The sequence below is a fragment of the Luteimonas colneyensis genome (assembly GCF_014836665.1).
GTDB lineage: Bacteria > Pseudomonadota > Gammaproteobacteria > Xanthomonadales > Xanthomonadaceae > Luteimonas > Luteimonas colneyensis.
The window spans coordinates 167,702-191,795 of sequence record NZ_JACSQJ010000005.1 but is presented as its reverse complement, the minus strand read 5'-3'; the positions used below and the strand labels follow the sequence as shown (position 1 = coordinate 191,795).

Below are 24,094 nucleotides of genomic sequence, written 5' to 3'. Positions count from 1 at the left end.
TCTGCTCTCACGCCATCGCGAGCAGCACCTTGACCACGATGTAGAAGCCGACCACGGCCAGGGCGCCGACCGTGGGCCAGAGCAGGATGCCCTGTCGAACCGGGAAGCCCTGGATCCCGGGGAAGCGGTCGCGGACGCCGGAAAAATGCGCGACGACGAAGGCCGCGATCAGGTACAGCAGGATGTTGTAGCTGCGGCTGAGGAAGAAGGCGCAGGAGAAGAATCCCACCAGCGAGATCAGCAGCGTCAGCGCGATCGAGCGGTCCAGGACGAAGACCTCCAGCGACTCCTCGTCCTCGATGTCCGGGACCGTGGCAAGGATGCGCATCATCATCCAGAAGCAGTAGCCGATGAAGGCGAGCCACAGCACCAGGCCGATGAAGCCGTTCTCCGACAGCACCAGGATCAGCGAGTTGTGCGCGGTGAGGTGGTGGTATTCGATGAACCGCCCGGTGCCGACGCCGAACAGCGGGCTGGACAGGAACATCTCGATGCCGTGGTACCAGGCATAGACGCGGTCCATCGCCGACGCCTCCTGCACCTCCAGCTCGCTCAGGCGCGACGGCAGCAGCTGCAGGACCAGGAAGGCGCCTCCCGCCAGCAGGCCCGCGGTCATCGGGCCGCGCCTGAGGAGGATGTAGGCCCCGACCATGGCGATGATCGCGAGCATCGAGCCGCGGGAGTCGGTCAGCAGGATCCCGTAGAGGAGCAGCACCAGCACCGCGCCCCAGAACAGGGTCCGGAAGCCGAAGCCGCCGCGCAGGGCGAGGAACACCGACATCGGCACGCAGGCCACGAACAGCAGCCCGAGGTCGTTGGGGTCGGAGAAGATGCCGACGTACTGGATGCGGGACGTGCCGAGGATGCCCGTCATGCCCGTCCAGCCGGTCCCGGTCAGGGAGATCTGGATGCCGTGCATGGCCAGGACCGCCGCGCTCAGCGCGAAGACCTTCATCACGAAGAGGGTGCGCGCCTGCGTGGTCGCGACATTGGCGAGCACCGTGAAGCCCACCAGCGTCGGATAGAAGGCGATCAGCTGCGCATAGGCGCCGCCCGGCCAGCCGCTGACCACCAGCGACATGCAGGTGGCGAGGGTGAACAGCAGCAGCAGCACGTATTGCGGCGCGTCGAAGCGCTTGTCCCTGGAAAACAGCCAGGTGACGAAGGCGGCCACCAGCGCGATGGTCAGCACCGGCGGGCCCGACCAGCCCGGGTAGTCCTGCGGGCGCAGCAGGACCAGCGCCAGGTAGATGACGATCAGGACGTAGGGGAGCATGGGAACTCTTCGTCCGCGGGGGTGATGGCCCGGCCCAGGGCGGCGGTCCTGCCGAGCACGGTGGCGGCGAGCCGCTCGGCGACCATGCGCGGCCCGCGCGGGCGGATGTCGATCCAGTGCAGCGTCCTCGACGACGTGGCCAGGCGCCGCTTGTAGTCCTGGCTGCCGGCGAGGAAGTCGATCGCGTCGTATCCCTGGCCGATCCCGGCCTCGATCAGCGCCAGCAGGGACACGGTGCCCGGGTTGTCGTAGCGGTCCAGCAGGCCGTAGTCGAGGCCTGCGTTGTAGAAATACAGGGTTCCGCGCCACTCGAGGTTGTAGAGATAGCCGACCACCAGTTCTCCGGCGGAGATGCGGGTGATCCGGGTGAAGCCGGATGGGGCCCCCTGCGCGACCAGGCGCTGGTGGAAGGCCTCGAAGAAGCGGCTGCTGAACGCTCCCGCCCCGCTGCGCGCGGTCCAGCGGCGCTGGTGCAGCTCGCGCAGCCTGTGCAGCCAGTCGAGCGCCTGCGCCGGGTCCGTGGCCACCTCGACGCGCAGCGGCCCATGGCGCTCGTAGGCGCGACGGATCCTGCCGAGGTTGCCCCGGGTCTTCCGCGGCAGGGTGGCGGCGTAGGGCGTTCCCCGCATCCGCAGCCCGGCCAGGTCGACGAAGTAGGACGGCTGGCGGCTCACGGAGCTCGCCTGCAGCGTCGCGGGAATCACCGCGTCGATCACGGCTGCATCCGCGGTCGCGGCGATGCGCAGGCGCCGCCAGTCCCGGGGTCCGTCAGCCAGGCATGCGAGGAAGGACGCATAGGCGGCGGATTCGCCGCCGCGCCGGGCCAGGAGACCGGTGTACTCGACGGTGATCTCGTCCATGTCCACGTCGCCGGTGCCCTGCATGTGCAGGGACCTGCGCCAGACCAGCCTGCCGGGGCCACGCTGCCTGCGCTCCACGACCAGGCCGAGCGCCAGGAGACCGGTGTCGTCGGTGGCGCGGAATACCGTCGGCCGGATCGCCTCGGGCAGCAGCTCCAGCCAGGTCGACACCCAGTGCCACGAGGTGAAGGGAGCGCCTGCGGCACGCTCCTGGAGCGCGGTCCAGTCGCCGGCCAGCGTGGGGTAGGCGTGTGCGGGGATCAGTTCGCCACGGACCGGGCCGTGGCCAACGGGCGCACGGTGCGGGTGTGCGGTCGTCATGCGGGTCCTTCCGCGTGGTGGGGAGGGCTACTCATCTTCATCGGCCGCGGTGATGTGCAGCGGCCCGTCCGCGGGCAGGGAGCCCGCGAGGGCGCGCCCGTACAGCGGGCGCCTGCCGCGCTCCACGAAGCCGGCGCCGGTCCAGCCGGCCAGCATCGGCGGAGGCGCCGCATACTCCACCGCCACCGAAGCGGCACCCGCCCGCCAGGCCGCCAGCAGCAGCGCGTCGACGAACCGTCGACCGATGCCGTGCGCGGCGTCCACCGACCAGAAGTCGATGACGTCCAGGCTGCCGTTGGCCCCGTCCTGGCAGGCGAACCATGCCAGCAGCCGGTCGTCGCCGGGGCTGGACAGCAGCAGGTAGCGCGTCTTCCCGAGCGGGGACTGGTCGAAGCGCCAGCGGGCGAAGGCTGCGTCGTGGATGCCGCACATGCCCTGCCGCGGGGCCGAGTCCGACCAGAGATCGTCGAAGCGGGGATCGGCGGAGTCCGCCCACTGCACGCGCAGCGCGTCGCGTGCCAGCACCCGGGAGGCCAGCACGAGGTGGCGGGCCCGGTCGACCAGCACGCCGGCCGCGCCGGCGAGCGCTGCGGGGACGTGTCGCGCGAGGTAGCGGGCGTGGCGCAGCACGCGCACGTACCGGACCATCTCGCCCAGGCGCACGTGGCCTGCGCGGCGGAACACCGGCTCGGCCTTCCCGTTGGGGAATCCGTAGAGCATGTCGAAGCGTTCATCGCCGTGTTCGACGAAGTGCCCCTGGAGCATCAGTGCGGGTCCGAAGGCGCGGTGGCTGGGGGCGACCGCGAGGTCGACGAGCAGGCCTCCTCGCACCTCGCGTCCGTCCAGCAGCATCCTCCGTGGCCCGGCGCTGGCGGCGCCGACGACGCGGCCGCCGGGAACCAGGCGCAGCAGGCCGAGCATCGGCGGCCCGCCCGGCGAGCCGAGGTAGAACCAGCCGTACTTCCGCCGCATCCGCTCGTCGTGGCCGAGGTTGCCGCTCCACACGGCCAGCACGGCGTCGCGGTCGCGCTCGACCACGCCGCGCGTGACCTCGTAGGCCAGGGCGTTCACGGCGCCATGCCGTCTTCGATCAGCACCGGAGCCAGGTGCAGGTAGCGGGTGGTCCGGCGCTTGTTGCCGATGTCCACGTACACCGCCTCCGCCTGCGCCACGGTGATGGACAGCGCCGCGGCCAGCTCCTCCGGGGGACGTCCGTGCTCGAGCGCCCACAGCGCGAGGTCCATCTCCCGGTACGGCAGCGCGAAGTAGAACTCGTCCTGTCCCTGCGCAAGGCTGTAGGTGTCGGTGGTGGGCACGGCGTCGCAGACGCGCGCCGGCAGCCCGAGGTGGCGCGCCATGCCGTAGACCTGGCTCTTGTAGAGGTGGGCGATGGGCTTGACGTCGGCCGAACCGTCGCCGTTCTTGACGAAGAAGCCCTGGTCGTATTCCAGCCGGTTGGGCGTGCCCACGACGGCGTAGTTGAGGCGGTCGGCGTGGTAGTACTCGAGCGTCTTGCGGATGCGCTGCTTGAAGTTGGTGGCCGCGACGATCTGCAGGTACTCGGGCAGGGCGAGCCGGCACCCGTGCACGGCGCCCTGCGGGTCTTCGGCAACCAGCCGGAACTGGTTGATGCGGCCCTCGAGGCCGCCGTCGATGACGATCTTGAAGCGCCAGCCTTCGCCGTAGGCCGGCAGCGCCCGGCGCACCGCCTCGTCGCGCGCGGCGTAGCAGCCGATGGCCGCGAGGGTCGGGGCGATGTCCACGGTCCCGGTGGCCACGCCGAGGTGCGCCGCAAGGATCCGCGCGCGCGCAGCGCTGTCGTCCGAGGAGTCGCGCTCGGGAAGGATCAGCGCATGGACCCGTTCGGGTCCGACCGCGCGCACCGCGAGGGCCAGGCAGCAGGACGAGTCGATGCCGCCCGAGATCGCGACCACCAGGCCGCGGCGGCGCAGCGTCCGCGCCGTCGTCTCGCGCAGCCAGGCCGCGATGCGGTCGGCCTCCTTGGCATAGTCCAGGTCCAGGACGTCGAAATCGAGCCTGCTCACGTGTGCTCCTCGGGGATGGGGTCGGCCAGTGCGAAACGCCGGATCTTTCCGGACGCGGTCCTGGGGAGGTCTTCGACGAACCGGACGTCGGCCGGCACCTTGTATCCGGCAAGCCGCGACCGGCAGTGGCGCTTCACGCGGTCGGCATCGAGCACCGCGCCGGCGGCGGGCACCACGAACGCCCGGATCGACTGGCCGAGGGCGTCGTCGTCGACCCCGACCACCGCGGCTTCGCTCACTTCGGGAAGCTCGCAGATCGCCTCTTCGATATCCACGGGATGGATCCGGTGGGCGCCACTCTTGATCATGTCGCTGCGGCGGCCGGAGAGATACAGGTAGCCGTCGGCGTCGAGATGGCCCATGTCGCCGGTCCGCAGCCAGCCATCGACGAGCACCTCGCGGCTCGGCCCGGGAGCGTTCCAGTAGCCGGCCATGATGTTCGCGCCCCTGGCCCAGACCTCGCCGTGCGTGCCGGGAGGCAGGGGGCGCCCGGCCTCGTCGCGGACATCGAGCACCACCCCGTCGATCGCCTTGCCGGCCGAACGCGGCCTGGCGGCGCGCTCCTCCGGGGGCAGCCAGGCGAGGCGCGCGGTGGCCTCCGTCTGCCCGTACATCACGAACAGGCGCGCCTGCGGGAAGGCCTCGCACACGCGCTGCGCCAGCGCCGGCGCCATGGCGCCCCCGGCCTGGGTCAGGTAGCGCAGCGAGGACAGGTCGTAGTCGCCGATCGCCACCCGGTCGAGCAGCAGCGCGAACGTGGAGGGCACGCCGGAGAAGCCGGACGCGCGGTGGCGCGCCATCGCGTCCATCACCGCGTGCGGGAACACGAAGTTCGGGTGGATCACCACGCGCCCGCCCACCCGCAGGTGGGTGTGCAGCACGGACGCGCCATACGAGTAGTAGAACGGAAGGACCGACACGATGACGTCCGCCGCGGTCAGGCCCAGGTATCCGACGATGGACTCGACGTTGCTGGAGAGGTTGCGGTGGGTCAGCGTCACGCCCTTGGGGCTGCCGGTGGTGCCCGAGGTGTAGAGGATCGCCGCCGGCGCATCGGGATCCACGTCAGGGGCTTCCAGCGGCGCGTCGCCCTGCGGCAGGCCCAGGCGGACCCGCGGCGCGGCGTCGGCATCGGCGCCCAGGGTGATGGCGAGGCTGCGCTGGCCATTCTCCAGCAGGGCGGTCATCGCCTCCGGGTTGCCGGCCTCGTGGACGAGCACGCGCGCGCCGCAGTTGGCGAGCTGCGGCGCCAGGTCGCGCGACTTCGCCTGTGCGTTCAGCGGCACGAAGGCGCAGCCCGCCAGCCAGGTGCCATAGCAGGCGACCACCGCCTCGAGGCCGTTGGGCAGGTGCACGGCGACGCGGTCGCCGGCGCGGATACCCCGTGCCTGCAGGTGGCGTGCGAACGCCATCGCGTCGCGGGCAAGCCCGCCGTAGCCGAGCTCGCGCCGGCCGTCGACGAGCGCGACCGCGTCGGGCGTGTCCGCCGCGCGATCGAGGAGGTGATGCACGAGCGTGTCCAACGCGGGCATCCTCAGCCGCCGACGCGCCGGCCGAGGAAGGTGCTGATCGCGTCGATGGACTCGAAGTTGGCCGGGACCATCTCTTCGGCGGCGACCCGGATCCGGTACGACTCCTCGATGAATTCGATGAGCTCCAGGATGCCGGTGGAATCGATGATCCCGCCGCTGATCAGCGGACTGTCGTCGGCCAGCAGGCTGTCGTCGTCGGAGAAGAGGTAGTTCTTCAGCACGAAGGGCTTGATCGTCTCTTTGAAAGTCATCTGCGTCCCCTGTCACGGATGGGTGGGTTCGGGTGCCGGTACGGCTGCGGCTTCGTGCGTCGTGGCGTGGCGGGCGCGCTTGACCCGCATGACGTTGGCCTCGATGCGCGCGATCTGGTGTTCCCAGTCCTCGTCCTGCATGGCCGCCGAGCGGGCGCGCCTGGCCTCCGGCGAATCGGCGAGGATCGCCTGCTCGCACAGCGCGATGAATTCCTCCGGGTCGTGGGCCACGCTGCACCAGTCGCCGCAGAGCTCGACTTCGGGCAGCGCCGTGGACACCACAGGCAGGCCCGCGCTGAGGTATTCGCGCAGCTTGATTGGATTGACGTGCCGGGTGAGCTCGTTGATCCGGAACGGGATGATGCCCACCGAGAAGCCACGGCAATACGCCGGCAGTGACTCGTAGGTGCGGCGGCCGATCCAGTGGACGTTGGGCAGTCCCGTCGCGCGCGCGATGTCGGTCTCGACCCGGCCGATCATCACGATGTTCCAGTCCGGACGGCGGCGGGCGACGTGCGCCACGAGGTCGATGTCGATCCAGTCGTGGATGAAGCCGAAGAAGCCGATGATCGGCCCCCTCAGTCCGGCGAGATCGGGCGCGACGGGGGCATCACCCTCCAGCGCCGTGGCGAAGTGCGCGTGGTCGACGCCGTGCGATGCCAGGTGCGTTTCCCGGTTGAACGGGCGCTTGGCTTCGAGGAGCGAGCGCGAGGTCGTGAACACGATGTCGGCCTGCTCCATCAGGCGCCGCTCCTTCTCGACCATCGCCTTGCCGTCCATGTACGAGAACTGCGAGAACTCGTCGGTGCAGTAGTAGACGCGAAGCTGCTCGCCGAGCATGCCGAAGTACTCGACCGAGTTCGGCAGGAACGCCCAGAGCTGGAAGTCCTCCATGTCGAACCTGCGACGATGGCGATTGATGTCGGCCTTGAGGATCCGGCGGTTGGCGGCGATCGCCATGCGGTTGTGCGGGAAGGGCAGGACCAGCGGGGTGAAGACGTGCAGGTCGTCCTTCACCCGCTTCGGGCCGCCCGCGTACTGCGCGATCTTGCGGCGGATCTTGCCGAGGTCGCCGCGGTTGCCCAGCGCCGGCGCCCGCATGGAGATGGAATTCAGCCAGAGGACGCGGTTGCGCCGGGCGAGCATCCGCATGACGTGGTTGTTGGACGTGGGATCCTCGGTCCAGTCCTTGGCGAAGCAGACGATGTTCTCGCCCGCCATGCGCGCGTGCGGGGACGTGCCTGGCAATGGGTCGTTCATGGTGTTCCGTGGCAGTGGCAGTGGCAGTGGCGATGGCAGGGCCGGCATGTCCATCAGGCGCGGCGTCCGGTTGCGCGTGCGGAGGCGTGCTCCACGACGGCGGCAAGCAGGGTGGCGGAGAGCTGCTCGACGTTCGTCGACCACCTGAAGCCGGCGCCGTGTGCCGCGATCGCGTCGCGGTCCCAGCGTCGCGCGATCGTCTCGCCGAGCGCATCGGCGAGCGCGGCCGGTTGGCGCGGTTCGACGAGGATTCCTGCATGCGGAGGCACCACCTCGGGGATGCCGCCGACGCTGGTCGCGACCACCGGCGTGCCGCAGGCCATCGCCTCCAGCAGCACGTTCGGCACGCCTTCGCTGTGGCTGGGCAGGCAGACCACGCTGGCCGCGCGCATCAGCGGCGCCAGCCCGGCGTGCTCGATGGTGCCCGCGAAGCTGACGCTGGACGCGATCGCCAGCGAAGCAGCGCGCCGGCCCAGGCGCGGCCGGTCCGAGCCGGAGCCGGCGAAGACCAGCCGCGCGCCGGGATGGCGCTCCAGGAGCATCGGCATCGCCTCGAGCAGGTCGAAGCAGCCCTTCGAGGCCAGCAGGTTGCCGACGAAGAGGATGACCGGGGCGCGCGGGTCGCGCTCCTGGCCGCGCCCGTCCGCGGGAGACGGGGCGAACAGGCTGGTGTCGACGCCGTTGTAGATGACGTCCACGCGCTCGGCGCCCAGCGCGCGGCACTTGGCGGCCAGCGCCCGGCTCACCGCGACCACCCTGCGGCACTGCCCGAAGGCCTTCGACACCTGCCGCCCCCGCGCCGGGTCGGCGGCCGCGACGTTGATGTCGTTGCCGTGGACCTTGACCACCAGCGGGATGCCCAGCCAGCGCGACACCCAGGCGGCGCCGACGCCGTCGGGATGGGCCCAGCTCGCCAGGATGCAGTCGTAGGACGAGGTGCGCAGCCGCAGCCCGCGCTGGAGCAGCAGCGACGCCAGCCAGAAGGCCGGATGCAGGCGGCGCAGCAGCACCGGGAGGTACCACGACACGACGTAGTCGACCTTGATGCCCTCGAGCGCCGGTTCGCCCCTGCGCCCGCGCAGCCAGTCGCGGAAGCCGACGCCGGCGATGACCTCGACCTCGTGCAGCGCCGCCAGCCGCGTGAACTGCTGCCGGTTGAACGGGGCCCGGTGCGGCAGCCACGGACTCGGGAACAGGTTGGTCAGGATCAGCACTTTCACGGGTGTTCCAGGCTCCGGCGCGCCGGTCATGGGCGCGCCCGTGGTCAATGGTTGCTGTACGCGATGCTCAGGTAGATCAGGGTCTGGTCGACGTCGCTGCCGAGCACGGGGTTTTTCCAGCGGTTGTGCTCCACGGCCAGGCTGGAACTCCAGCGTCGCGACCACTGCTTGCTCAGCGCGAGTCCGTAGCGGGTGGTGTGGAAGCGTCCGTCGACGAGGTCGTAGCGGATCCGCTCACTCGAATAATGCAGGCCCAGCGACAGCGTCGGGCGCAGCGTGCGGCCCAGGTCCAGGGCCACGCCCTCGCGGTCCTCGTCGGGGTCGACGGCGTCGATGTAGTCGAGCCGGCGCGCGTATGCACTTGCGCCGAAGGTCGTGGCGTCACCCAGGTAGGTATAGCCGGCGGTGGCGCTGCGCTCCTCGTAGACGGCGGCGGTGATGATGTCGGTGCCGATCAGGACGCTGGTGGGGATGCCGCCGGGTGCCTGCACGCCGCCGAGGAAGGTGGTGGCCGCGTCCGAGTACTGGTCGACGACGTCCAGCGAGAAGCGGCTGCGCTCGCTCGGGCGCCAGGTGAGCCCGGCGCGCAGCAGGGGCGCGGAGTGGTGGTCGCCGTCGTCGAACGACACGCGCGACCAGCCGGCATCCAGGCTGAGCGAGAGGATGTTGAAGCCGTGCTCGTAGCGCGCGAACAGGTCGTCGCGCCGGTGGTCGCGCGCGAAGGCGTCGTCATCGAAGTCCACGTCCTGGGACTGGACGTTGATGGAGGCGCGGCGGGATTCATCGAATTCCTTGAACGCCCTGGCGGCGAGCCCGATGCGCTGCGAGTTGAACTCCTCGGTCTCCTCGGCGCGGCTGTCGATATAGCGCATCTCGAGCTGGCCCTGGAACGTGGAGCCGCGCATGAAGTACAGGTTGGGACCGATCGAGAACACGTTGACCTGCTGCCGGTTGTCCGGCGTGTCCTCCGCGAAGGGATTGATCGCCTGCAGCTCGAGCCGGTTCTCGGCGGTGATGCTCAGCCGGTCGGGGATCGCGAACCAGTTCGCGAGCGCGCCGAGCTCGCCTTCGACGCCGTCGGAGTACAGGTCGTCCTCGTGGTTCCGGTACTCGGCGCGACCCTCCACCCGCAGCTGCAGCGCCGAGGTGTCCTCGGTCGCGAGGAAGCCGAGCCCGGTGCGGAGGATGTTCTGGCTGACGGGTGCGCCGTCCACCAGGGTCACGTTGTCGTTGTGCTCCACGCCGGCGTCGATCGTGTAGTCGATCCGGACGGCCTCGGCGCTGCCCGGCGGGAGCGCCAGCAGGACCGTGCCCACGGCCAGTACGCAGTTCTTTTTCGACATGTCGCTTCCTCGGAGAGTGCGTCTGCGACGGCTAGACCCGGTTGTTGAACACGATGCCGGCGACCTTCTCGGCGCTGAAGTTCGCCATGGCCTTGTCGATCTGCTCCTGGGTCGTGCGGCCGTAGCCGGCGACCAGCACGACGAAATCGGACAGGTCGGCCAGGATCCGCGCGTCGGGGCTGGTGAGCGCCGGCGGGCTGTCCAGGATCGGATAGACGCCGGGCGACGTGCTGCGCAGCGAATCGATCATGGTCCGTGCCCGCACCGAGCTGAAGTGCTCGCCGGTCGATTCGCGGCGCGTGCCGCTCGGGACCACCCGCAGCCTCGGGATGCCGGTGTCGTACTGGATCTCGGAGAGCTGGCGGCCCTCGTCCTCGAGGTAATCGACCAGGCCGCAGTGCGCGGCGTCGACGCCGAAGGCGGCGCGCTGGCTCGGGTAGAGCACGTCGCAGTCGAGGAGCACCGCCATCTTGCTCTCGTCGAACGCGAACGCCAGCGCCAGGTTCCTGGCCACGAAGCTGCCGCCGCAGCCGGCGGTCACCGGCACCACCAGGGTGACGAAGTTGCGCTGGTCCGACAGCGCCAGCAGCTGCGTGCGCAGGTCGCGGAACGCGTCGGCCTGGGCGCGGACGGAGTCGTTGCGATGGATGAGTCGGCGATCCTCCAGCGTCCTGGGGCTCGGCAGCGCGGGCATGGCCATGTGCGTCGCCGTGCCGGTGGCGCGGGGCAGGGCGACGGCGAGGGAGTCGTGCTGTGCGTGCATGCTTGCTTCCTGGGACGGGCGATCGCCGCGGACCGCGTGGTGGTCAGGCGGAGGCGATCTTGTAGGCATAGACCAGGCCGTAGGTGACGAAGACGCCGGCCACCATGGCCATCGCGCTGGCCAGCCGCATGAACGTCCGCCGGCGTTCCCGCGGCGTCGGGAAGGAGGGGATGGTGGTCAGCAGCCGGTGTCGGTCGGCGATCAGCTGGGGCGAGCGGATCCGCGGGTCGAAGCGGACGAGCGCGAACACCAGTGCCAGCGGCAGCAGCACCGCCACGAGCATGCCGGCCGCGGCGATATGCATGAAGCGCAGGCCGGACGGGCGGAGCGGCATGACCGCCGGGTCCTGGATGCGCAGCGTCAGGCCGCGGTTCTCCTGGTCCAGCCCCATGGACACGCGCGCATTCTCGCGGCGACGCAGCAGGTCCTGGTAGATCTCGCGGTTCACCTCGTAGTCCCGCGTCAGCTCGGCCAGCGCGCTTTCCGACGAGGCGATGCGGCGGCTGCGGTCCAGCTCGTCGTTGAGCATGGACTCGGCGATGCCCATCCGCGTCCGCGTCGCCGCGATCTCGCGGCGGATCAGCGACAGCTGGCTGCGCAGCTCCTGGTACATCGGGTTGAGCTGTGCGTCCTCCGAGATGGCGTTCGGCCGCCCCGAGGTCTCGCGTCGCTCGCGTTCGGCCACCAGGGTCCGCTGGATGTCCTCGAGCTGGTGGTTGATCCGGCGCACGTCGGGATGCTGCTCGGTGAACTGCAGCAGCAGCCGGTCGCGTTCGGCCTGCAGCTCGATCATCCGCGTGCGGTACAGGGTCTCGCGGCTCTGCACGGCGGTGACCGCGGCCTCGCCGCTGAGCTGCGCCTCGATCGAGGACTGGCGCGACTCCTGCTCGAGCAGCGACATGCGGGTCTGCTCGAGCTGGGTCCTCAGCGCGCTGATGCGCGCGCTGACGTCGTCGGCGCTGCCGGGCTGGGCATCGGCGTTGCGGGACTGGTAGTCCTGCAGGTTGCTTTCGGCATCCGTCAGCTTGCGGTGGTACTCCTGCACCTGGGCATCGATGAACTCGTAGGCTTCGCGGCTTTCGCGCTCCTTCGTGGCCAGGGCCTCCGAGATGAAGAGCGACCCGAAGGCCTGGGCGAGCTCGAAGCTGCGTTCCGGGTCGACATCGCGGTAGCTGATCTCGACCAGGTCCGGACGCGGGCTGACGATGACCGTGCGCTTGCGGATCTCCTCCATGGCCATGTCTTCCTGGATCGGGCTGAGATCCTCGGCGGCCCAGCCACCGATCTTCAGCGCCTCGGACATGACCTTCTGGCCGTAGATGATCTGGCGCGCCATGCCGGCGCGGTCGGTCACGCCGGTGGGCACCGCGCGCCCCTCCAGGAGCGGCTGGATGATGTCGCTTTCCTGGGCCAGCACGGTGACGGAGGTGGTGTAGTAGCGTGGGATGACGAAGAGGCCGATGACCAGGGTCAGCAGTGCGATCGTGGTGAAGATCGCCGCCATGCCGAAGGCGCGGATGCGGAACTCCTTCAACAGCACCAGCACCAGGTCGTGCGGGGACAGCTCCGGGTTGCGCGGCCGCGCGACGGAGCCGACGCGCAGCGACGGGAGCATGGCGGCCTTGATCACAGGACGCGCTCCGGGATGGTGATGACGTCGCCCGGCGCGACCCGGTGATTAGTGGACAGGTCGCCGCGGTTGAGGATGCGGTCCAGGCGGATCGCATAGGGCGTGGTCGCGCCGCTGCTGCTGTTGCGCCGGAACAGCGACGCGCGGTCGGGCGCGGCGAACTCGTTCAACCCGCCCGCCGCCAGCACGGCGTCGAGCACCGTCATCCCCTGGCGGTAGGGCAGGGAGACGGGTTGGCGCACCGCACCGGTGACGCGGACCCGCGACAGGTACTCGTGGCTGCGCAGGTCGGTCAGGATCACCGCGACCTGGGGATCGCGGACATAGGCGGCGAGCTTGCTTTCGATGTCGCGCGCCACGGCCTCGGGCACCAGGCCGCCGGCGACCACGTCGCCGACCAGCGGGACCGAGATCCGCCCGTCGGGCCGGACCGGGACGGTGACCCCGAGCTCGGGGTTGCGCCAGACGGTGACCTGGACGATGTCGTCCACGCCGATCAGGTAGTCGGCGACGGAGGCGTCGCTGTCGGGCGGCTGCGGCACGCTGCTGCTTCCGCCGCCGGAGGCACAGGCGGCGAGGACCAGCAGGAGCAGCAGGGCGGACGCGTGCCGGATCAGGCGCATGGCGGATTTCCAATCGAGTGATTCCCAGCCATGGAATACGTTGTTCGCGCACGGATGCGGCCAGCGGCGCGCACGTCGCGCCGGCCGTCATCGAGAGCGTGCGGCGGCATTTGCCGTATCCTCCCGAAGCTGATCCAAGGGGGAAGGTGCCGATGCGAATCCTGGTCACCGGCGGCGCCGGCTACATCGGCAGCCACACATGGACGGTCCTCGCCGAGCGCGGCTTCGAGGCCACCATCGCCGACAACTTCTGCAACAGCTCGCCGCGGGTGCTCGGGCGCCTGGAGGCGATCGCCGGCCGGCGTCCGGACCTGCGCCGCGTGGACCTGCGCGACCGCGCGGCGGTGGACGCGCTGTTCGCCGGCGCCGGCTTCGACGCGGTCATCCACTTCGCGGCGCTGAAGGCGGTGGGCGAATCCTGCGAGCGCCCGCTGGACTACTTCGACAACAACATCGCCGGCACCATCCACCTGCTGCAGGCGATGCGGGCGCATGGCGTCGGGCGCCTGGTGTTCAGCTCGTCGGCGACGGTCTACGGGGACCCGGACTCGGTCCCGGTGCGCGAGGATGCGCCGCTGCGCGTGACCAATCCATACGGCCGGACCAAGCTGGTGATGGAGCAGCTGATCGGCGACCTGTGCGCCAGCGACCCGGGCTTCCACGCCGTGAACCTGCGCTACTTCAACCCGGTGGGGGCGCATGCGTCCGGCCTGATCGGCGAGGCGCCGGGCGGCGTGCCGAACAACCTGATGCCCTATGTCTGCCAGGTCGCCGTGGGCCAGCGCGAGCGGCTGTCGGTCTTTGGCGGCGACTGGCCGACCGTGGACGGCACCGGCGTGCGCGACTACATCCATGTCGTCGACCTGGCCCGCGCGCACGCCGATGCGCTCGATTTTCTGGTGCGGGAGAGGCGCAGCGCCAACATCAACCTCGGCACCGGGCGCGGCTCCAGCGTGCTGGAGCTGGTGCGGGCCTTCGAGAGCGCGTCGGGGCGCGAGGTGCCGTTCGAGGTCGTCGCGCGCCGGCCCGGCGATGTCGCCGAGGTCTACGCCGATCCTTCGCTTGCGCACGAGCTGCTCGGCTGGCGCGCCGGGCACGACATCGACGCCATGTGCCGGGACGCCTGGCGCTGGCAGTCGCGCAATCCGCGCGGCTACGAGGACGGGGCCGGCGGCGACTGAGGCCTCGCCGCGTCGGGCCGCGCTCCGCGCCCGGGCTCAGCGGTCGAAGAAGTCCGCGACCGCGCCGGGCGACTTCATCCACTGGAAGTGGTCGGCCGGCACGCCCAGCGCCGCCGTGTCGAGGGTGGCGACCTCGGCCTTCGCCTGCGGCAGCCTGGAGAGCAGGTGGCGCAGCGACGAGGCCGGCGCCAGCCAGTCGCGATCGAAGAGCACGGCGCGCAGCTGCACGCGCGCCGCGGCCATGCCCGGTTCCAGGTCGCCCAGCCCGGCCGCGGCATAGCGGCCGCTGAGGGCGGTGCCGGCCCAGTCGCGCATCACGCCGCGGGCCTCGTTGCCGCCGAAGCCGATGCGGCGTCCGGGCAGGCTCCCGGCGCGGTCCGCGAGCCACGGCAGCACGCGGTAGGCCAGTGGCAGCCACAGCCGCTCGCGTGCGGGGAAGGCGCGCCAGTACGGGGCGCCGCAGCCGGCCAGCCAGAGTTCGCCGCAGGCGTCGGGCGCCAGGCCGGCGCGGCAGGCGGCGAGCTGCCCGCCCAGGCTGTGGCCGCCGGCCACGCGCGGCAGCGCCGGGAGCGCGGCGGCCACCGCGGCCTCGCTGGCCGCCAGGTCGAGCTGCAGCAGTTCGCGATAGCCCCAGTCGCAGTCGCGGCCGGCGCGCAGGCTGCTGCTGCCGTGGCCACGCCACTCGTGCAGGAACACCGCCGTACCGCGCCGGGCGAGGGCCTGCGCCAGCGGCAGGTAGTGGCGCGCGGCCACGCCCAGGGCCGGCAGCCAGAGCAGGCTGCGCCGGGCGTCCGCGGGAATGATCGCGATGAGTTCGAAGCGGTGGCCGTCGCCGGCCTGCAGCGGGATGGCAGCCGGCGCCGCGTCTCCGCCGGCTGGCGTCATGCCGACGGGCGCGCCGCGAAGTGGCCGAGGACCAGCACCTCGCTGCGGCCGGGGCGGATGCCCAGGCGCAGCGCGTCGCGGATGTAGTCGACCGCGCCCGCGCAGGCCTCGGGCAGGGTCTGGCCGAGGCAGAGGTTGGCCGCGATCGCGGACGCCAGGGTGCAGCCGGTGCCGTGGCCGTCCACGCGCAGGCGCGGGCCGCGGAACGACCTGCGGAATCCCGCGTCGGCATAGCGGTCGACCACGTCCGCGCCCTCGTCGAGATGGCCGCCCTTGAGCAGCACCGCGGCGCTGCCGGCGGCCAGCAAGGCGTCGAGCGCGCGCTCGGCGTCGGCGGCGTCCGCGATGCGGCGGCCCAGCAGCAGTTCGGCCTCGGGGACGTTGGGCGTCAGCAGGCTGGCCATCGGCAACAGGCGGGTCCGCATCGCGTCCAGCGCATCCGCTTCGAGCAGGCGCGCGCCCGAGGTCGCCACCATCACCGGGTCGACGACCAGGTGGGACGGGCGATGCGCCTCGAGGGCATCGGCGACGGCATGGATCACCTCCGCCGACGCCAGCATACCGAGCTTGACCGCGCCGATCCGGAAATCGTCGAAGCAGGCGTCGATCTGGGCGCGCAGGAAGTCCGGCGGCGGCACGTGCACGGCGGTGACGCCGCGGGTGTGCTGGGCGGTGAGCGCGGTGATCGCCGACAGGCCGTGCACGCCATGCGCGGCGAAGGCCTTGAGGTCGGCCTGGATGCCGGCGCCGCCGCCGGAGTCGGAGCCGGCGATGGTCAGCGCGGAGACGATGTCGGTGCTTGGCATCCCCCGATTATGCCCGATGGGCAGGGCCGGCCCGCCCGCACGGCCGGGTCCGGAGCGGGCGGGCTTGCCGGACGCGCCGCGTTCCCGCGTTTGCGGGGGAGCGGCGCCACGTCGGCAGCCGGCAATGGAGGATCCACATGCCGCGCCATCTTCCCGGGCTGGATGGCGTGCGCGCCGTGGCGGTCCTGATGGTCATCGCAGGGCATGCGTCGCGGCTGCCGGGATTCCCCGAGGCAATGAAGGCCCTGCTGGTGGTGGACATCGACGAACTGGGCGTCACCGTCTTCTTCGTGCTGTCGGGCTTCCTGATCACGACCCTCCTGATCGACGAGCGCGAGCGGACCGGGCGCGTGTCGCTGCGCGACTTCTACGCGCGCAGGACGATCCGGATCTTCCCTGCCGCCTATGCCTATATGGCCGTCGTGGCCCTGGCCGCGCACGCGGGACTGGTGGTCCTGGCGCCGGGCGACATGCTGCATGCGCTCACCTACACCATGAACTACCACCATGAGGCCGCATGGACGCTCGGGCACCTGTGGTCGCTCGCGGTCGAGGAGCAGTTCTACCTGCTCTGGCCACTGGCCTTCGTGTGGGCCGGGAGGCGGGCGCTGGTGGTGGCACTGCTCGTGCTCTGCGCCGCGCCGCTCCTGCGCGTGGTCGGCTGGGTGGTCCTTCCCTTCCCGCACGAAGGCCTGGACCGGCAGTTCCAGTTCGTGTGCGATGCGCTGGCGACCGGCTGCGTGCTGGCCCTGGTGGCGCGCCAGGTCGGCCTGCAGCGCCTGGGCGCGATGGTGCCCGGGCGACTGGTGGTCCTGGCCCCCGTGGTGGCGCTGGCGGCGGCGGCGTGGAAGGACCGGCCCTCGTTCTACCTGCCGCTGGGGGTCACGATGATCCACGTGGCGATCGCGGCGTGCATCCTGTGGGTGGTGGCCAACCCCTCGGCGCGGGTGGGACGCGCGCTGAACTCCCGGGTCGCGGTGGTGATCGGGGTGATGAGCTACTCGCTGTACCTCTGGCAGCAGCTGTTCCTCGATCCGGACACGTTCAGTGCGACGCTCGCGACGCGTCTGCTGCTGGTGCTGGGCGCGGCCGCGGCCAGCTTCCATCTCGTCGAGAAGCCGCTGATGGCGCTGCGTTCCAGGTATCGGCCCTGAGCCTGGTGGCATCCGGCGCCCGGTGCGTCAGAATGGTGGGCCACGGAATTCGCACGGGATTCCTCCGGGGAGGACGCGCACATGATCGCCATCGTGGAGGCCGGCCGCGCAGGCCTGCTCGGGCCGGCCAACTGGGCGCGGAACATCTCCGCCGGCGTGGTCGTCGGCGTGGTCGCGCTGCCGCTGGCGATGGCCTTCGCCATCGCCTCGGGGGTGAAGCCGGAGCAGGGGCTGTACACCGCGATCATCGCCGGCATCGCGGTGTCGCTGTTCGGCGGATCGCGCGTGCAGATCGCGGGGCCCACCGGTGCCTTCATCGTGATCCTCGCCGGCGTGGTCGCGCAGTTCGGCATCGGCGGCCTGCTGGTGGCGACGCTGATGGCGGGCGTGATCCTGGTGGCGATGGGCCTGGCGCGCCTGGGCGGCGTGATCCGCTACATCCCCGACCCGGTCATCGTGGGCTTCACCGCGGGCATCGCGGTCATCATCTGGGTCGGGCAGTGGCAATCCTTCTTCGGCCTGCCGGCGCCCGATGCCGGCCCGTTCTACCTCGAGACCTGGCGCCTGCTGGGGTCCTTCGCGCAGCTGCACTGGCCCACCACGCTGCTCGGGCTGGGCAGCCTCGCGCTCGCGCTGTACGGACCGCGGGTTCCAGGGCTGGCGAAGGTGCCGGGACCGCTGCTGGCGATGGTCGCGGCAACCGTGGTGACGGTGGTCTTCGAGCTTCCCGGCGTCGCCACGATCGAGTCCACCTTCGGCGCCATCCCGCGCTCCCTGCCCACGTTCGCGGTGCCGTCGATCGGCTTCGACGACGTGATGCTGCTGCTCCCATCGGCCTTCACCATCGCCATGCTGGGCGCGATCGAGTCCCTGCTGTCGGCCGTGGTCGCCGACGGCATGGCCGGAACCCGGCACGACGCCAACCAGGAGCTGGTGGGGCAGGGCATCGCCAACATCGTCTCGCCGCTGTTCGGCGGCATCGCGGCCACCGGCGCGATCGCGCGCACGGCCACCAACATCCGCAACGGCGGCAATGCCCCGATCGCCGGCGTGGTGCACGCCCTGGTGCTGGTGCTGGTCCTGCTGGTGTTCGCGCCCTGGGCGGGCAAGGTGCCGCTGGCGTCGCTGGCCGCGATCCTGTTCGTGGTGGCCTGGAACATGAGCGAGGCGCCGCGCTTCATCCGCATGGTGCGCAGGGCGCCGACGGCGGATGCGGTGATCCTGCTGATCACCTTCGCGCTCACCATCCTCACCGACCTGGTGGTGGCGGTGAACATCGGCGTGATCCTGGCGATGCTGCAGTTCATGCGCCGGATGAGCGCGTCGGTCGAAGTGGTCGAGCACACGCAGTCGAGCCTGCGCCACGAGCTGGCGGATGCGGGCATGGACTCGCTCCCGAAGGACGTGCTGGTCTACTCGATCGACGGGCCGTTCTTCTTCGGTTCGGTGGATTCGCTGGAGCGTGCCCTGTCGTGGTCGCGGCAGCCGCCGCGCTTCGTGGCCCTGCGCATGGAGCGGGTGCCCTTCATCGATGCGACCGGATTGAAGCGGCTGGAGTCCACCATCGGCAGCCTGCGTGCGCGCGGCGTGCAGGTGCTGCTCAACGGCGCGAACATGGCGGTGCTGCGCAAGCTGGTGCGCGCGGAGGTGGTGAGCCGGGACATTCCCGGCAGCTACTTCAAGGACCTGTCCGAAGCGCTCCTGTATGCCGAGGCGCAGCGGGTTTCGAATGACGACGAGGCTGCGGCTTCAAAGGTGCCCTGACCCGGTTGGCGTAGCCTGTATGCGTTGGCAACACCGCGGCGTGGCGGATCGATGGGGATTCCGTGGGCGTCGCGATGAAGCCGCTCCCAATTGCCCACTCCATCCCCATCGACCCGCCATCGGGACGCTTTCGCAGTCCCGGTTCAAGCGCGCTCCTGCTCCTGCCCCTCCTCCCACCCCACGGGACGGGTGGCAGGCGGAGGGTGTGCGGGTTCCTGGCCGGCAATCAGGAGCAGCTCCACCGCGACGCCGGCCAGGTGCCTGCACACCCTCCGCTTCCCGACACCCGCCCTACAACACCTCGGACGCGTAATCGGCCAGCCGCGAGCGCTCGCCCCGGCGCAGGGTGACGTGCGCGCTGTGCGCCCAGTGCTTGAAGCGGTCGACCGCATAGGTCAGGCCCGAGGTGGTCTCGGTGAGATACGGCGTATCGATCTGCTCGACGTTGCCCAGGCACACGATCTTCGTGCCAGGGCCGGCGCGGGTGATCAGCGTCTTCATCTGCTTGGGCGTCAGGTTCTGCGCCTCGTCCAGGATCAGCCAGCGGTCGAGCAGGGTGCGCCCGCGCATGAAGTTCAGCGAGCGGATCTTGATGCGCGAGGCCAGCAGGTCGTTGGTCGCCGCGCGGCCCCAGCTGCCACCGTCCTTGTTGTTCGGCAGCAGCACCTCGAGGTTGTCGGTCAGCGCGCCCATCCAGGGCGTCATCTTCTCCTCCTCGGTGCCGGGCAGGAAGCCGATGTCCTCTCCGACGCTGATGGTGGCGCGGGTCATGATGATCTCGCGGTAGCGCTGCGCGTCCATGGTCTGCGCAAGGCCTGCCGCCAGCGCCAGCAGCGTCTTGCCGGTGCCGGCGGTGCCGAGCAGGGTGACGAAGTCGATCTCGGGGTCCATCAGCGCATTGAGCGCGAAGTTCTGCTCGCGGTTGCGCGCGGTGATGCCCCAGACCGCGTGCTGCTGGCTGCGGTAGTCGTCGACGATCTGCAGCACCGCGCGCTCGCCGTCCACCGAGGCCACGCGGAATTCGGACTCCTCGTCGCCGGGCAGGTACAGGTACTGGTTGGGATGCCAGCCGTCGTCGTCACCGTGGCGCACTTCGTAGAACGTGCGGCCCTTGTCGGTCCACGAGCGCAGGTCCTTGCCGTGGCGCTGCCAGAAGTCGTCCGGCAGCGCGGTGGCGCCGGTGTAGAGCAGGCTGAAGTCGTCCAGCGCGCGGTCGTTCTCGTAGTCCTCGCTGGCGATGCCGGCGATCGCGGCCTTGATGCGCAGGTTGATGTCCTTGGACACGAACACCACCGGCAGGTCGGCGCCCGCTTCGGCGCGCAGGGCGAGGATCGCGCCGAGGATGCGGTTGTCCGGGGCCACCGCGCCGAACGAGGTCTTGTCCTCCTTCGGCACCGTGGTCTGGAAGCGCAGCACGCCGCTGGAGCCGGCGCCGCGCAGCTGCAGGCCGCCCGGGCGCTCGAGCCGGAGGCCCGGGGCGATGCGGTCGGCGCCCTGTTCCTCGATCAGCTCGTTGATGAAGCGGCTGACCTGGCGCGCGTTGCGGCTGGCCTCCGAGGTGCCCTTCTTGCCGTTGTCGAGTTCCTCGATCACCTGCATCGGCAGGTAGACGTCGTGCTCCTCGAACTTGAACAGCGCGGTGGGGTCGTGCATCAGCACGTTGGTGTCGAGTACGTAGATCCGCTTGCCGTGGTTCATCAAGGCCTCAGTCCGTGCGGGTGTGCGTTGCGAAGGGTGGCGCTGGAACGCGTGTGGCCCACGCGAAGGCCGCCGCGGCCCGCGGGGCGGGGCGGCGCAACGGGCGGGCGGGGCGGTGGGTCACCGGGCGCGGGCTTGCTTCAGCGCCTCGAGCACGGCATCGGCATGCCCGGGGACGCGCAGCTTGCGCCAGGCGCGCGCGACGCGGCCCTCCGGGTCGATCAGGAAGGTGCTGCGCTCGATGCCCATCACCTTGCGGCCGTACATGTTCTTCTCGCGGATCACGTCGAAGGCGCGGCACAGCGCCTCGTCGGCGTCGCTGACCAGGGGGAAGCGGAAGCCCTGCTTCGTGCAGAAGTTGTCGTGCGACTTCACCGAGTCGCGCGAAACGCCCATCACGCCGGCGTCGAGCGCCTCGAATTCCGGTAGCAGGGCGTTGAAGTCCAGGCCCTCGGTGGTGCAGCCCGGCGTGGAGTCCTTCGGATAGAAGTACAGCACCAGCCAGCGGCCGGCGTGGTCGGCGAGGGTCGCCTGCGCGCCACCCGACAGCTGCAGCGGGAGCGCCAGGGTGCCGGGGTCGAGCGTGTCGCCTTCGTTCATTGGTTCCTTCGCCTGCGCGATCAGAACTTCATCGGGTCCATGATCGCGTCGAGATTGAGGTGGTCGCAGAACTCGAGGAAATCGTCGCGCAGCGCGGCGATGTGCATGTCCGCCGGCACGCCGATGGTGACCTGGGCCGAGAACATGTCGGCCCCGGTCTGCATGGCGCGGTAGCGCGAGCAGTGCAGGCTCTCGATGGTGATGCCCTGGCGGTCGAAGAAGTCCGCCAGCTGGTAGAGGATGCCGGGCTTGTCGGACGCCACCACCTCGACGATGTAGGGCAGCAGGTTGGACTGGATCGGCTTCGGCCCGGTGCGGTACCAGACCAGCTTCAGGCCTTCCTCGCGCTCGAGACGGGTGAGCATGGCCTCGAGCTTGGCGACCGCGTCCCACGAACCCGTGGCCAGCGCGGTGACCGAAACGTCGCGCCCGACCGTCGACAGGCGGGTGTCGACCAGGTTGCAGCCGCTGTCGGCGATGCGCCGCGACACCGCCAGCAGGGGCGAGCGCGGATGCGTCGTGTAGGCGTTGATCAGGAGGTGGTTCTCGGTCGGCGCGGGCCGGGATGTCTCGGTGTCGGTCAAAGCGGAGTCCACGGAGTGCGGTGGGGGCGCCGGTTGCCGGCTGCCGTGCGGCCCTGGACGCGGGCGCTGTCGCCGCCCTGAGGCTGCGGCCAGCATACTTGCCCGTGCTTCGAGGCCGCAAGTAAGATCCCCGGAGCCGCGCGGCAGCCGCGCGGCGCTCCGCACGGCTTCCCAAACGCAGGTCCAGCTTGCATCTTTCCGGCAGCATCACCGCGCTGGCGACGCCGTTCACGGCCGCCGGCGACCTCGATACCGACGCCTGGCTGCGTCTGGTCGACGCGCAGCTCGCGGGCGGCACCCAGGCGCTGGTGGTGGCCGGATCCACGGGCGAAGCCGCCGCGCTCACGACGGCGGAATACGAGGCGCTGCTGCGCGCCGCGGTCGAGCGCGTCGCCGGGCGCGTGCCCGTGGTCGCGGGCACCGGCCAGTCCGCGACCGCACACACCATCGAGCGCACGCGCCTGGCCGCGGCCTGCGGCGCCGACGCCGCGCTGGTGGTCACGCCACCCTACGTGCGCCCGACGCAGGCCGGCCTGCTGGCGCATTACCGCGCGGTCGCCGACGACGGCGCGCTGCCGGTGGTGCTGTACAACGTGCCGCCGCGCACCGGCTGCGACATGCAGCCCGGCACGGTCGCAGCGCTGGCCGGCCACGAGGCGATCATCGGCATCAAGGAGGCGGTGGCCGACGAAGCGCGGATGCAGGCGCTGCTGGCGCTTGCCGGCCAGGGCTTCACGATCCTGGGCGGCGACGATGCCACCGCGGCGCGCGCGATGCTGGCCGGGGCCGATGGCCTGGTCTCGGTGGCGTCGAACGCCGCGCCGGCCGCGTTCCGCCGCCTGTGCGACCTCGCCCGCGGCGGTGACGCCGCCGGCTGCGCCGCGCATGCCGCCGCGCTTGCCGCGCTGGTGGACTTCTGCGGCGTAGAATCCAATCCCATCCCGGTGAAGGCGCTGCTGGCGCGGCTCGGCTTCGGCCACTCCGACGGCATCCGCCTGCCGCTGCTGCCGCTCCCGGCGGCACACGCGGCCGCCGCCGACTGCATCGCCGGCGACATCACCGCACTCGAACAGACCTGCCGCGACGCGCTCGCGGCCTGACCGATCCAGCAGGAGACAGCCATGCAGCCTTCCCGTTCCATGATCCGTCCGGCGCTCGCCGTGGCCATCGCCGCGACCCTGGTCGCCACCGCCGGCTGCAGCTGGTTCCGCAAGGACAACGCGCTGTATGCCGCCGCCCCGCAGGACCGCCCGCTGGAAGTGCCGCCGGACCTCGACCGTCCCGACACCAGCTCGGCGATGGCGGTGCCGTCCACCGGCACCACCAGCGTGTCGCGCTCGGACATGGCGTCGCCCGCCGCGGCGCCGCAGGCTTCGAACGGCTTCAGCCTGGCCGCGCCGCGCGACGAGGTCTTCGGCCGCATCGAGCCGGTCCTGGCCGGCATCGAGGGCGTGACGGTGGTCAGCAAGGCGCAGCTGCTGGGCACCTACGACGTCGATGCCGGGGACAGCAAGTTCCTGGTGCGCGTCAGCCAGACCGATTCGGGCAGCTACGTCTCGGCGGTCGATCCGCGCGGCGTGGCGGCGACCGGCGCGGACGCGGTGCGGGTGATCGAAGCCCTGCGCGCGGCGCTGGCGCAGTAATCCCGGGCGGGATTCCGCCCCGGAACGCGAAAGGCGCGGCCATGGCCGCGCCTTTTCCGTGTCCGGACCGATTCCGGCCTCCCGGATCAGCGCTCCAGCAGCGGAAGCTTCCCGGGTTTGCCGTCCCAGTCCTCGGCGCCGGGCAGCGGCTCCTTGCGGGTGGTGATCACCGGCCATTCCTTCGACAGTTCGGCGTTCAGGGCCACGAAGCCCTCCTGCCCGGCGGGGACGTCGTCCTCGGCGTAGATGGCGTTGATCGGGCACTCCGGCTCGCACAGGGTGCAGTCGATGCACTCGTCGGGGTCGATCACCAGGAAGTTCGGGCCTTCGTGGAAGCAGTCCACCGGGCACACCTCGACGCAGTCGGTGTACTTGCACTTGATGCAGTTCTCGGTGACGACGAAGGGCATGGTTCGCTGGGCTCGCTGCGATGAAGAGGGCGGGATGCGCATTGTAGCGCCGGGCCGCCGGCGATGAACGGCGCGCGACGGGTGCCGGACCAGCACGTGCCGGACCGGCGCATCCTGGTCCTGAAACGGACAGGGCCCGCGACGTTGCCGGCGCGGGCCCTGGGAAGATGGCGCTCCCTACGGGATTCGAACCCGTGTTTTAGCCTTGAGAGGGCCACGTCCTGGGCCTCTAGACGAAGGGAGCG

23 protein-coding genes and 1 tRNA gene are annotated in these 24,094 nt (G+C 70.9%); 5 read left to right on the top strand and 19 right to left on the bottom strand.

The features are described from left to right. Positions 1-7: 7 nt before the first annotated feature. Genes H9645_RS10405 through H9645_RS10350 form a run of 12 tightly spaced genes read right to left on the bottom strand, consistent with a single transcriptional unit; the run spans position 8 to position 13,124 of the window. Complete coding sequence (locus tag H9645_RS10405; protein ID WP_191729629.1) at positions 8-1,276, bottom strand: O-antigen ligase family protein; 1,269 nt, start codon at positions 1,274-1,276, stop codon at positions 8-10. Further along, positions 1,258-2,457 (bottom strand): GNAT family N-acetyltransferase, encoded by a 1,200-nt coding sequence (locus tag H9645_RS10400; protein ID WP_191729628.1) that lies wholly within the window; start codon positions 2,455-2,457, stop codon positions 1,258-1,260. Before H9645_RS10400 ends, H9645_RS10405 begins: the two co-directional genes overlap by 19 nt. 27 nt (positions 2,458-2,484) lie before the next feature. Further along, on the bottom strand, positions 2,485-3,528 hold the full coding sequence (locus H9645_RS10395; RefSeq protein ID WP_191729627.1) for a GNAT family protein: 1,044 nt from the start codon (positions 3,526-3,528) through the stop codon (positions 2,485-2,487). Continuing rightward, entirely contained in the window at positions 3,525-4,502 is a 978-nt protein-coding gene (gene nadE, locus H9645_RS10390) for an NAD(+) synthase (RefSeq protein ID WP_191729626.1), read from the bottom strand. The genes H9645_RS10395 and nadE overlap by 4 nt, the downstream gene beginning before the upstream one ends. Beyond that, entirely contained in the window at positions 4,499-6,013 is a 1,515-nt protein-coding gene (locus tag H9645_RS10385; RefSeq protein WP_191729625.1) for a class I adenylate-forming enzyme family protein, read from the bottom strand. The genes nadE and H9645_RS10385 overlap by 4 nt, the downstream gene beginning before the upstream one ends. Positions 6,014-6,036: 23 nt before the next feature. After that, positions 6,037-6,285, bottom strand: coding sequence for an acyl carrier protein (locus H9645_RS10380; protein ID WP_191729624.1), 249 nt, complete (start codon positions 6,283-6,285; stop codon positions 6,037-6,039). A gap of 12 nt (positions 6,286-6,297) precedes the next feature. Continuing rightward, complete coding sequence (locus H9645_RS10375; RefSeq protein WP_191729623.1) at positions 6,298-7,545, bottom strand: glycosyltransferase; 1,248 nt, start codon at positions 7,543-7,545, stop codon at positions 6,298-6,300. 53 nt (positions 7,546-7,598) lie between these two features. Continuing rightward, on the bottom strand, positions 7,599-8,765 hold the full coding sequence (locus H9645_RS10370; protein WP_191729622.1) for a glycosyltransferase family 4 protein: 1,167 nt from the start codon (positions 8,763-8,765) through the stop codon (positions 7,599-7,601). Between the two features lie 44 nt (positions 8,766-8,809). Next, positions 8,810-10,108, bottom strand: coding sequence for a porin family protein (locus H9645_RS10365; RefSeq protein ID WP_191729621.1), 1,299 nt, complete (start codon positions 10,106-10,108; stop codon positions 8,810-8,812). 31 nt (positions 10,109-10,139) lie between these two features. Continuing rightward, on the bottom strand, positions 10,140-10,871 hold the full coding sequence (locus tag H9645_RS10360) for a P-loop NTPase family protein (protein ID WP_191729620.1): 732 nt from the start codon (positions 10,869-10,871) through the stop codon (positions 10,140-10,142). 43 nt (positions 10,872-10,914) lie between these two features. Next, complete coding sequence (locus H9645_RS10355) at positions 10,915-12,501, bottom strand: XrtA system polysaccharide chain length determinant (RefSeq protein WP_191729619.1); 1,587 nt, start codon at positions 12,499-12,501, stop codon at positions 10,915-10,917. Then, positions 12,498-13,124, bottom strand: a complete 627-nt coding sequence (locus H9645_RS10350) for an XrtA/PEP-CTERM system exopolysaccharide export protein (protein ID WP_191729618.1) — start codon at positions 13,122-13,124, stop codon at positions 12,498-12,500. The genes H9645_RS10355 and H9645_RS10350 overlap by 4 nt, the downstream gene beginning before the upstream one ends. A gap of 152 nt (positions 13,125-13,276) precedes the next feature. On the opposite strand from H9645_RS10350, the gene galE reads away from it, so the two are divergent. Next, positions 13,277-14,305 (top strand): UDP-glucose 4-epimerase GalE, encoded by a 1,029-nt coding sequence (galE, locus tag H9645_RS10345; protein WP_191729617.1) that lies wholly within the window; start codon positions 13,277-13,279, stop codon positions 14,303-14,305. Positions 14,306-14,341: 36 nt separating this feature from the next. Here the strand turns inward: galE and H9645_RS10340 are convergent, their stop codons facing one another. Beyond that, positions 14,342-15,190, bottom strand: a complete 849-nt coding sequence (locus tag H9645_RS10340; RefSeq protein WP_191729616.1) for an alpha/beta hydrolase family protein — start codon at positions 15,188-15,190, stop codon at positions 14,342-14,344. Then, the gene (gene thiD, locus H9645_RS10335; protein ID WP_191729615.1) at positions 15,187-15,996 is read right to left on the bottom strand and encodes a bifunctional hydroxymethylpyrimidine kinase/phosphomethylpyrimidine kinase; all 810 of its coding nucleotides are present in this window, start codon (positions 15,994-15,996) and stop codon (positions 15,187-15,189) included. The genes H9645_RS10340 and thiD overlap by 4 nt, the downstream gene beginning before the upstream one ends. 137 nt (positions 15,997-16,133) lie before the next feature. On the opposite strand from thiD, the gene H9645_RS10330 reads away from it, so the two are divergent. Then, positions 16,134-17,150, top strand: a complete 1,017-nt coding sequence (locus H9645_RS10330) for an acyltransferase family protein (protein ID WP_191729614.1) — start codon at positions 16,134-16,136, stop codon at positions 17,148-17,150. 81 nt (positions 17,151-17,231) lie between these two features. Beyond that, on the top strand, positions 17,232-18,914 hold the full coding sequence (locus H9645_RS10325) for a SulP family inorganic anion transporter (protein WP_191729613.1): 1,683 nt from the start codon (positions 17,232-17,234) through the stop codon (positions 18,912-18,914). A 291-nt stretch (positions 18,915-19,205) separates the two neighbouring features. Here H9645_RS10325 and H9645_RS10320 read toward each other — a convergent pair whose 3' ends face one another. The 3 genes from H9645_RS10320 to H9645_RS10310 form a co-directional block, all read right to left on the bottom strand. Next, positions 19,206-20,612 carry a PhoH family protein gene (locus H9645_RS10320; RefSeq protein ID WP_191729612.1) on the bottom strand — a complete coding sequence of 469 codons (1,407 nt, stop codon included), beginning with the start codon at positions 20,610-20,612 and terminating at the stop codon, positions 19,206-19,208. 120 nt (positions 20,613-20,732) lie between these two features. Then, complete coding sequence (locus H9645_RS10315; protein ID WP_191729611.1) at positions 20,733-21,212, bottom strand: peroxiredoxin; 480 nt, start codon at positions 21,210-21,212, stop codon at positions 20,733-20,735. 20 nt (positions 21,213-21,232) lie between these two features. After that, positions 21,233-21,796, bottom strand: coding sequence for a glycine cleavage system transcriptional repressor (locus tag H9645_RS10310; protein ID WP_225218173.1), 564 nt, complete (start codon positions 21,794-21,796; stop codon positions 21,233-21,235). 188 nt (positions 21,797-21,984) lie between these two features. Between H9645_RS10310 and dapA the strand changes: the two genes are divergently transcribed. Together dapA and H9645_RS10300 are read left to right on the top strand one after the other, a co-directional pair. Continuing rightward, on the top strand, positions 21,985-22,896 hold the full coding sequence (gene dapA / locus H9645_RS10305; protein ID WP_191729609.1) for a 4-hydroxy-tetrahydrodipicolinate synthase: 912 nt from the start codon (positions 21,985-21,987) through the stop codon (positions 22,894-22,896). A 21-nt stretch (positions 22,897-22,917) separates the two neighbouring features. Next, positions 22,918-23,439, top strand: a complete 522-nt coding sequence (locus H9645_RS10300; RefSeq protein WP_191729608.1) for a hypothetical protein — start codon at positions 22,918-22,920, stop codon at positions 23,437-23,439. An 86-nt stretch (positions 23,440-23,525) separates the two neighbouring features. Here H9645_RS10300 and fdxA read toward each other — a convergent pair whose 3' ends face one another. Both fdxA and H9645_RS10290 read right to left on the bottom strand, forming a co-directional pair. Continuing rightward, positions 23,526-23,849 (bottom strand): ferredoxin FdxA, encoded by a 324-nt coding sequence (fdxA, locus tag H9645_RS10295; protein WP_189494371.1) that lies wholly within the window; start codon positions 23,847-23,849, stop codon positions 23,526-23,528. Between the two features lie 168 nt (positions 23,850-24,017). Beyond that, positions 24,018-24,093, bottom strand: a tRNA-Glu gene (locus tag H9645_RS10290). Position 24,094: the final 1 nt, after the last annotated feature.

What these genes read in the sequence shown, in the direction of transcription:
- H9645_RS10405 (WP_191729629.1), bottom strand. Translation starts at nt 1,276, where the DNA reads ATGCTCCCCTACGTCCTGATCGTCATCTACCTGGCGCTGGTCCTGCTG.
- H9645_RS10400 (WP_191729628.1), bottom strand. Translation starts at nt 2,457, where the DNA reads ATGACGACCGCACACCCGCACCGTGCGCCCGTTGGCCACGGCCCGGTC.
- H9645_RS10380 (WP_191729624.1), bottom strand. Translation starts at nt 6,285, where the DNA reads ATGACTTTCAAAGAGACGATCAAGCCCTTCGTGCTGAAGAACTACCTC.
- H9645_RS10375 (WP_191729623.1), bottom strand. Translation starts at nt 7,545, where the DNA reads ATGAACGACCCATTGCCAGGCACGTCCCCGCACGCGCGCATGGCGGGC.
- H9645_RS10365 (WP_191729621.1), bottom strand. Translation starts at nt 10,108, where the DNA reads ATGTCGAAAAAGAACTGCGTACTGGCCGTGGGCACGGTCCTGCTGGCG.
- H9645_RS10360 (WP_191729620.1), bottom strand. Translation starts at nt 10,871, where the DNA reads ATGCACGCACAGCACGACTCCCTCGCCGTCGCCCTGCCCCGCGCCACC.
- H9645_RS10350 (WP_191729618.1), bottom strand. Translation starts at nt 13,124, where the DNA reads ATGCGCCTGATCCGGCACGCGTCCGCCCTGCTGCTCCTGCTGGTCCTC.
- galE (WP_191729617.1), top strand. Translation starts at nt 13,277, where the DNA reads ATGCGAATCCTGGTCACCGGCGGCGCCGGCTACATCGGCAGCCACACA.
- H9645_RS10340 (WP_191729616.1), bottom strand. Translation starts at nt 15,190, where the DNA reads ATGACGCCAGCCGGCGGAGACGCGGCGCCGGCTGCCATCCCGCTGCAG.
- thiD (WP_191729615.1), bottom strand. Translation starts at nt 15,996, where the DNA reads ATGCCAAGCACCGACATCGTCTCCGCGCTGACCATCGCCGGCTCCGAC.
- H9645_RS10330 (WP_191729614.1), top strand. Translation starts at nt 16,134, where the DNA reads ATGCCGCGCCATCTTCCCGGGCTGGATGGCGTGCGCGCCGTGGCGGTC.
- H9645_RS10325 (WP_191729613.1), top strand. Translation starts at nt 17,232, where the DNA reads ATGATCGCCATCGTGGAGGCCGGCCGCGCAGGCCTGCTCGGGCCGGCC.
- H9645_RS10320 (WP_191729612.1), bottom strand. Translation starts at nt 20,612, where the DNA reads ATGAACCACGGCAAGCGGATCTACGTACTCGACACCAACGTGCTGATG.
- H9645_RS10315 (WP_191729611.1), bottom strand. Translation starts at nt 21,212, where the DNA reads ATGAACGAAGGCGACACGCTCGACCCCGGCACCCTGGCGCTCCCGCTG.
- H9645_RS10300 (WP_191729608.1), top strand. Translation starts at nt 22,918, where the DNA reads ATGCAGCCTTCCCGTTCCATGATCCGTCCGGCGCTCGCCGTGGCCATC.
- fdxA (WP_189494371.1), bottom strand. Translation starts at nt 23,849, where the DNA reads ATGCCCTTCGTCGTCACCGAGAACTGCATCAAGTGCAAGTACACCGAC.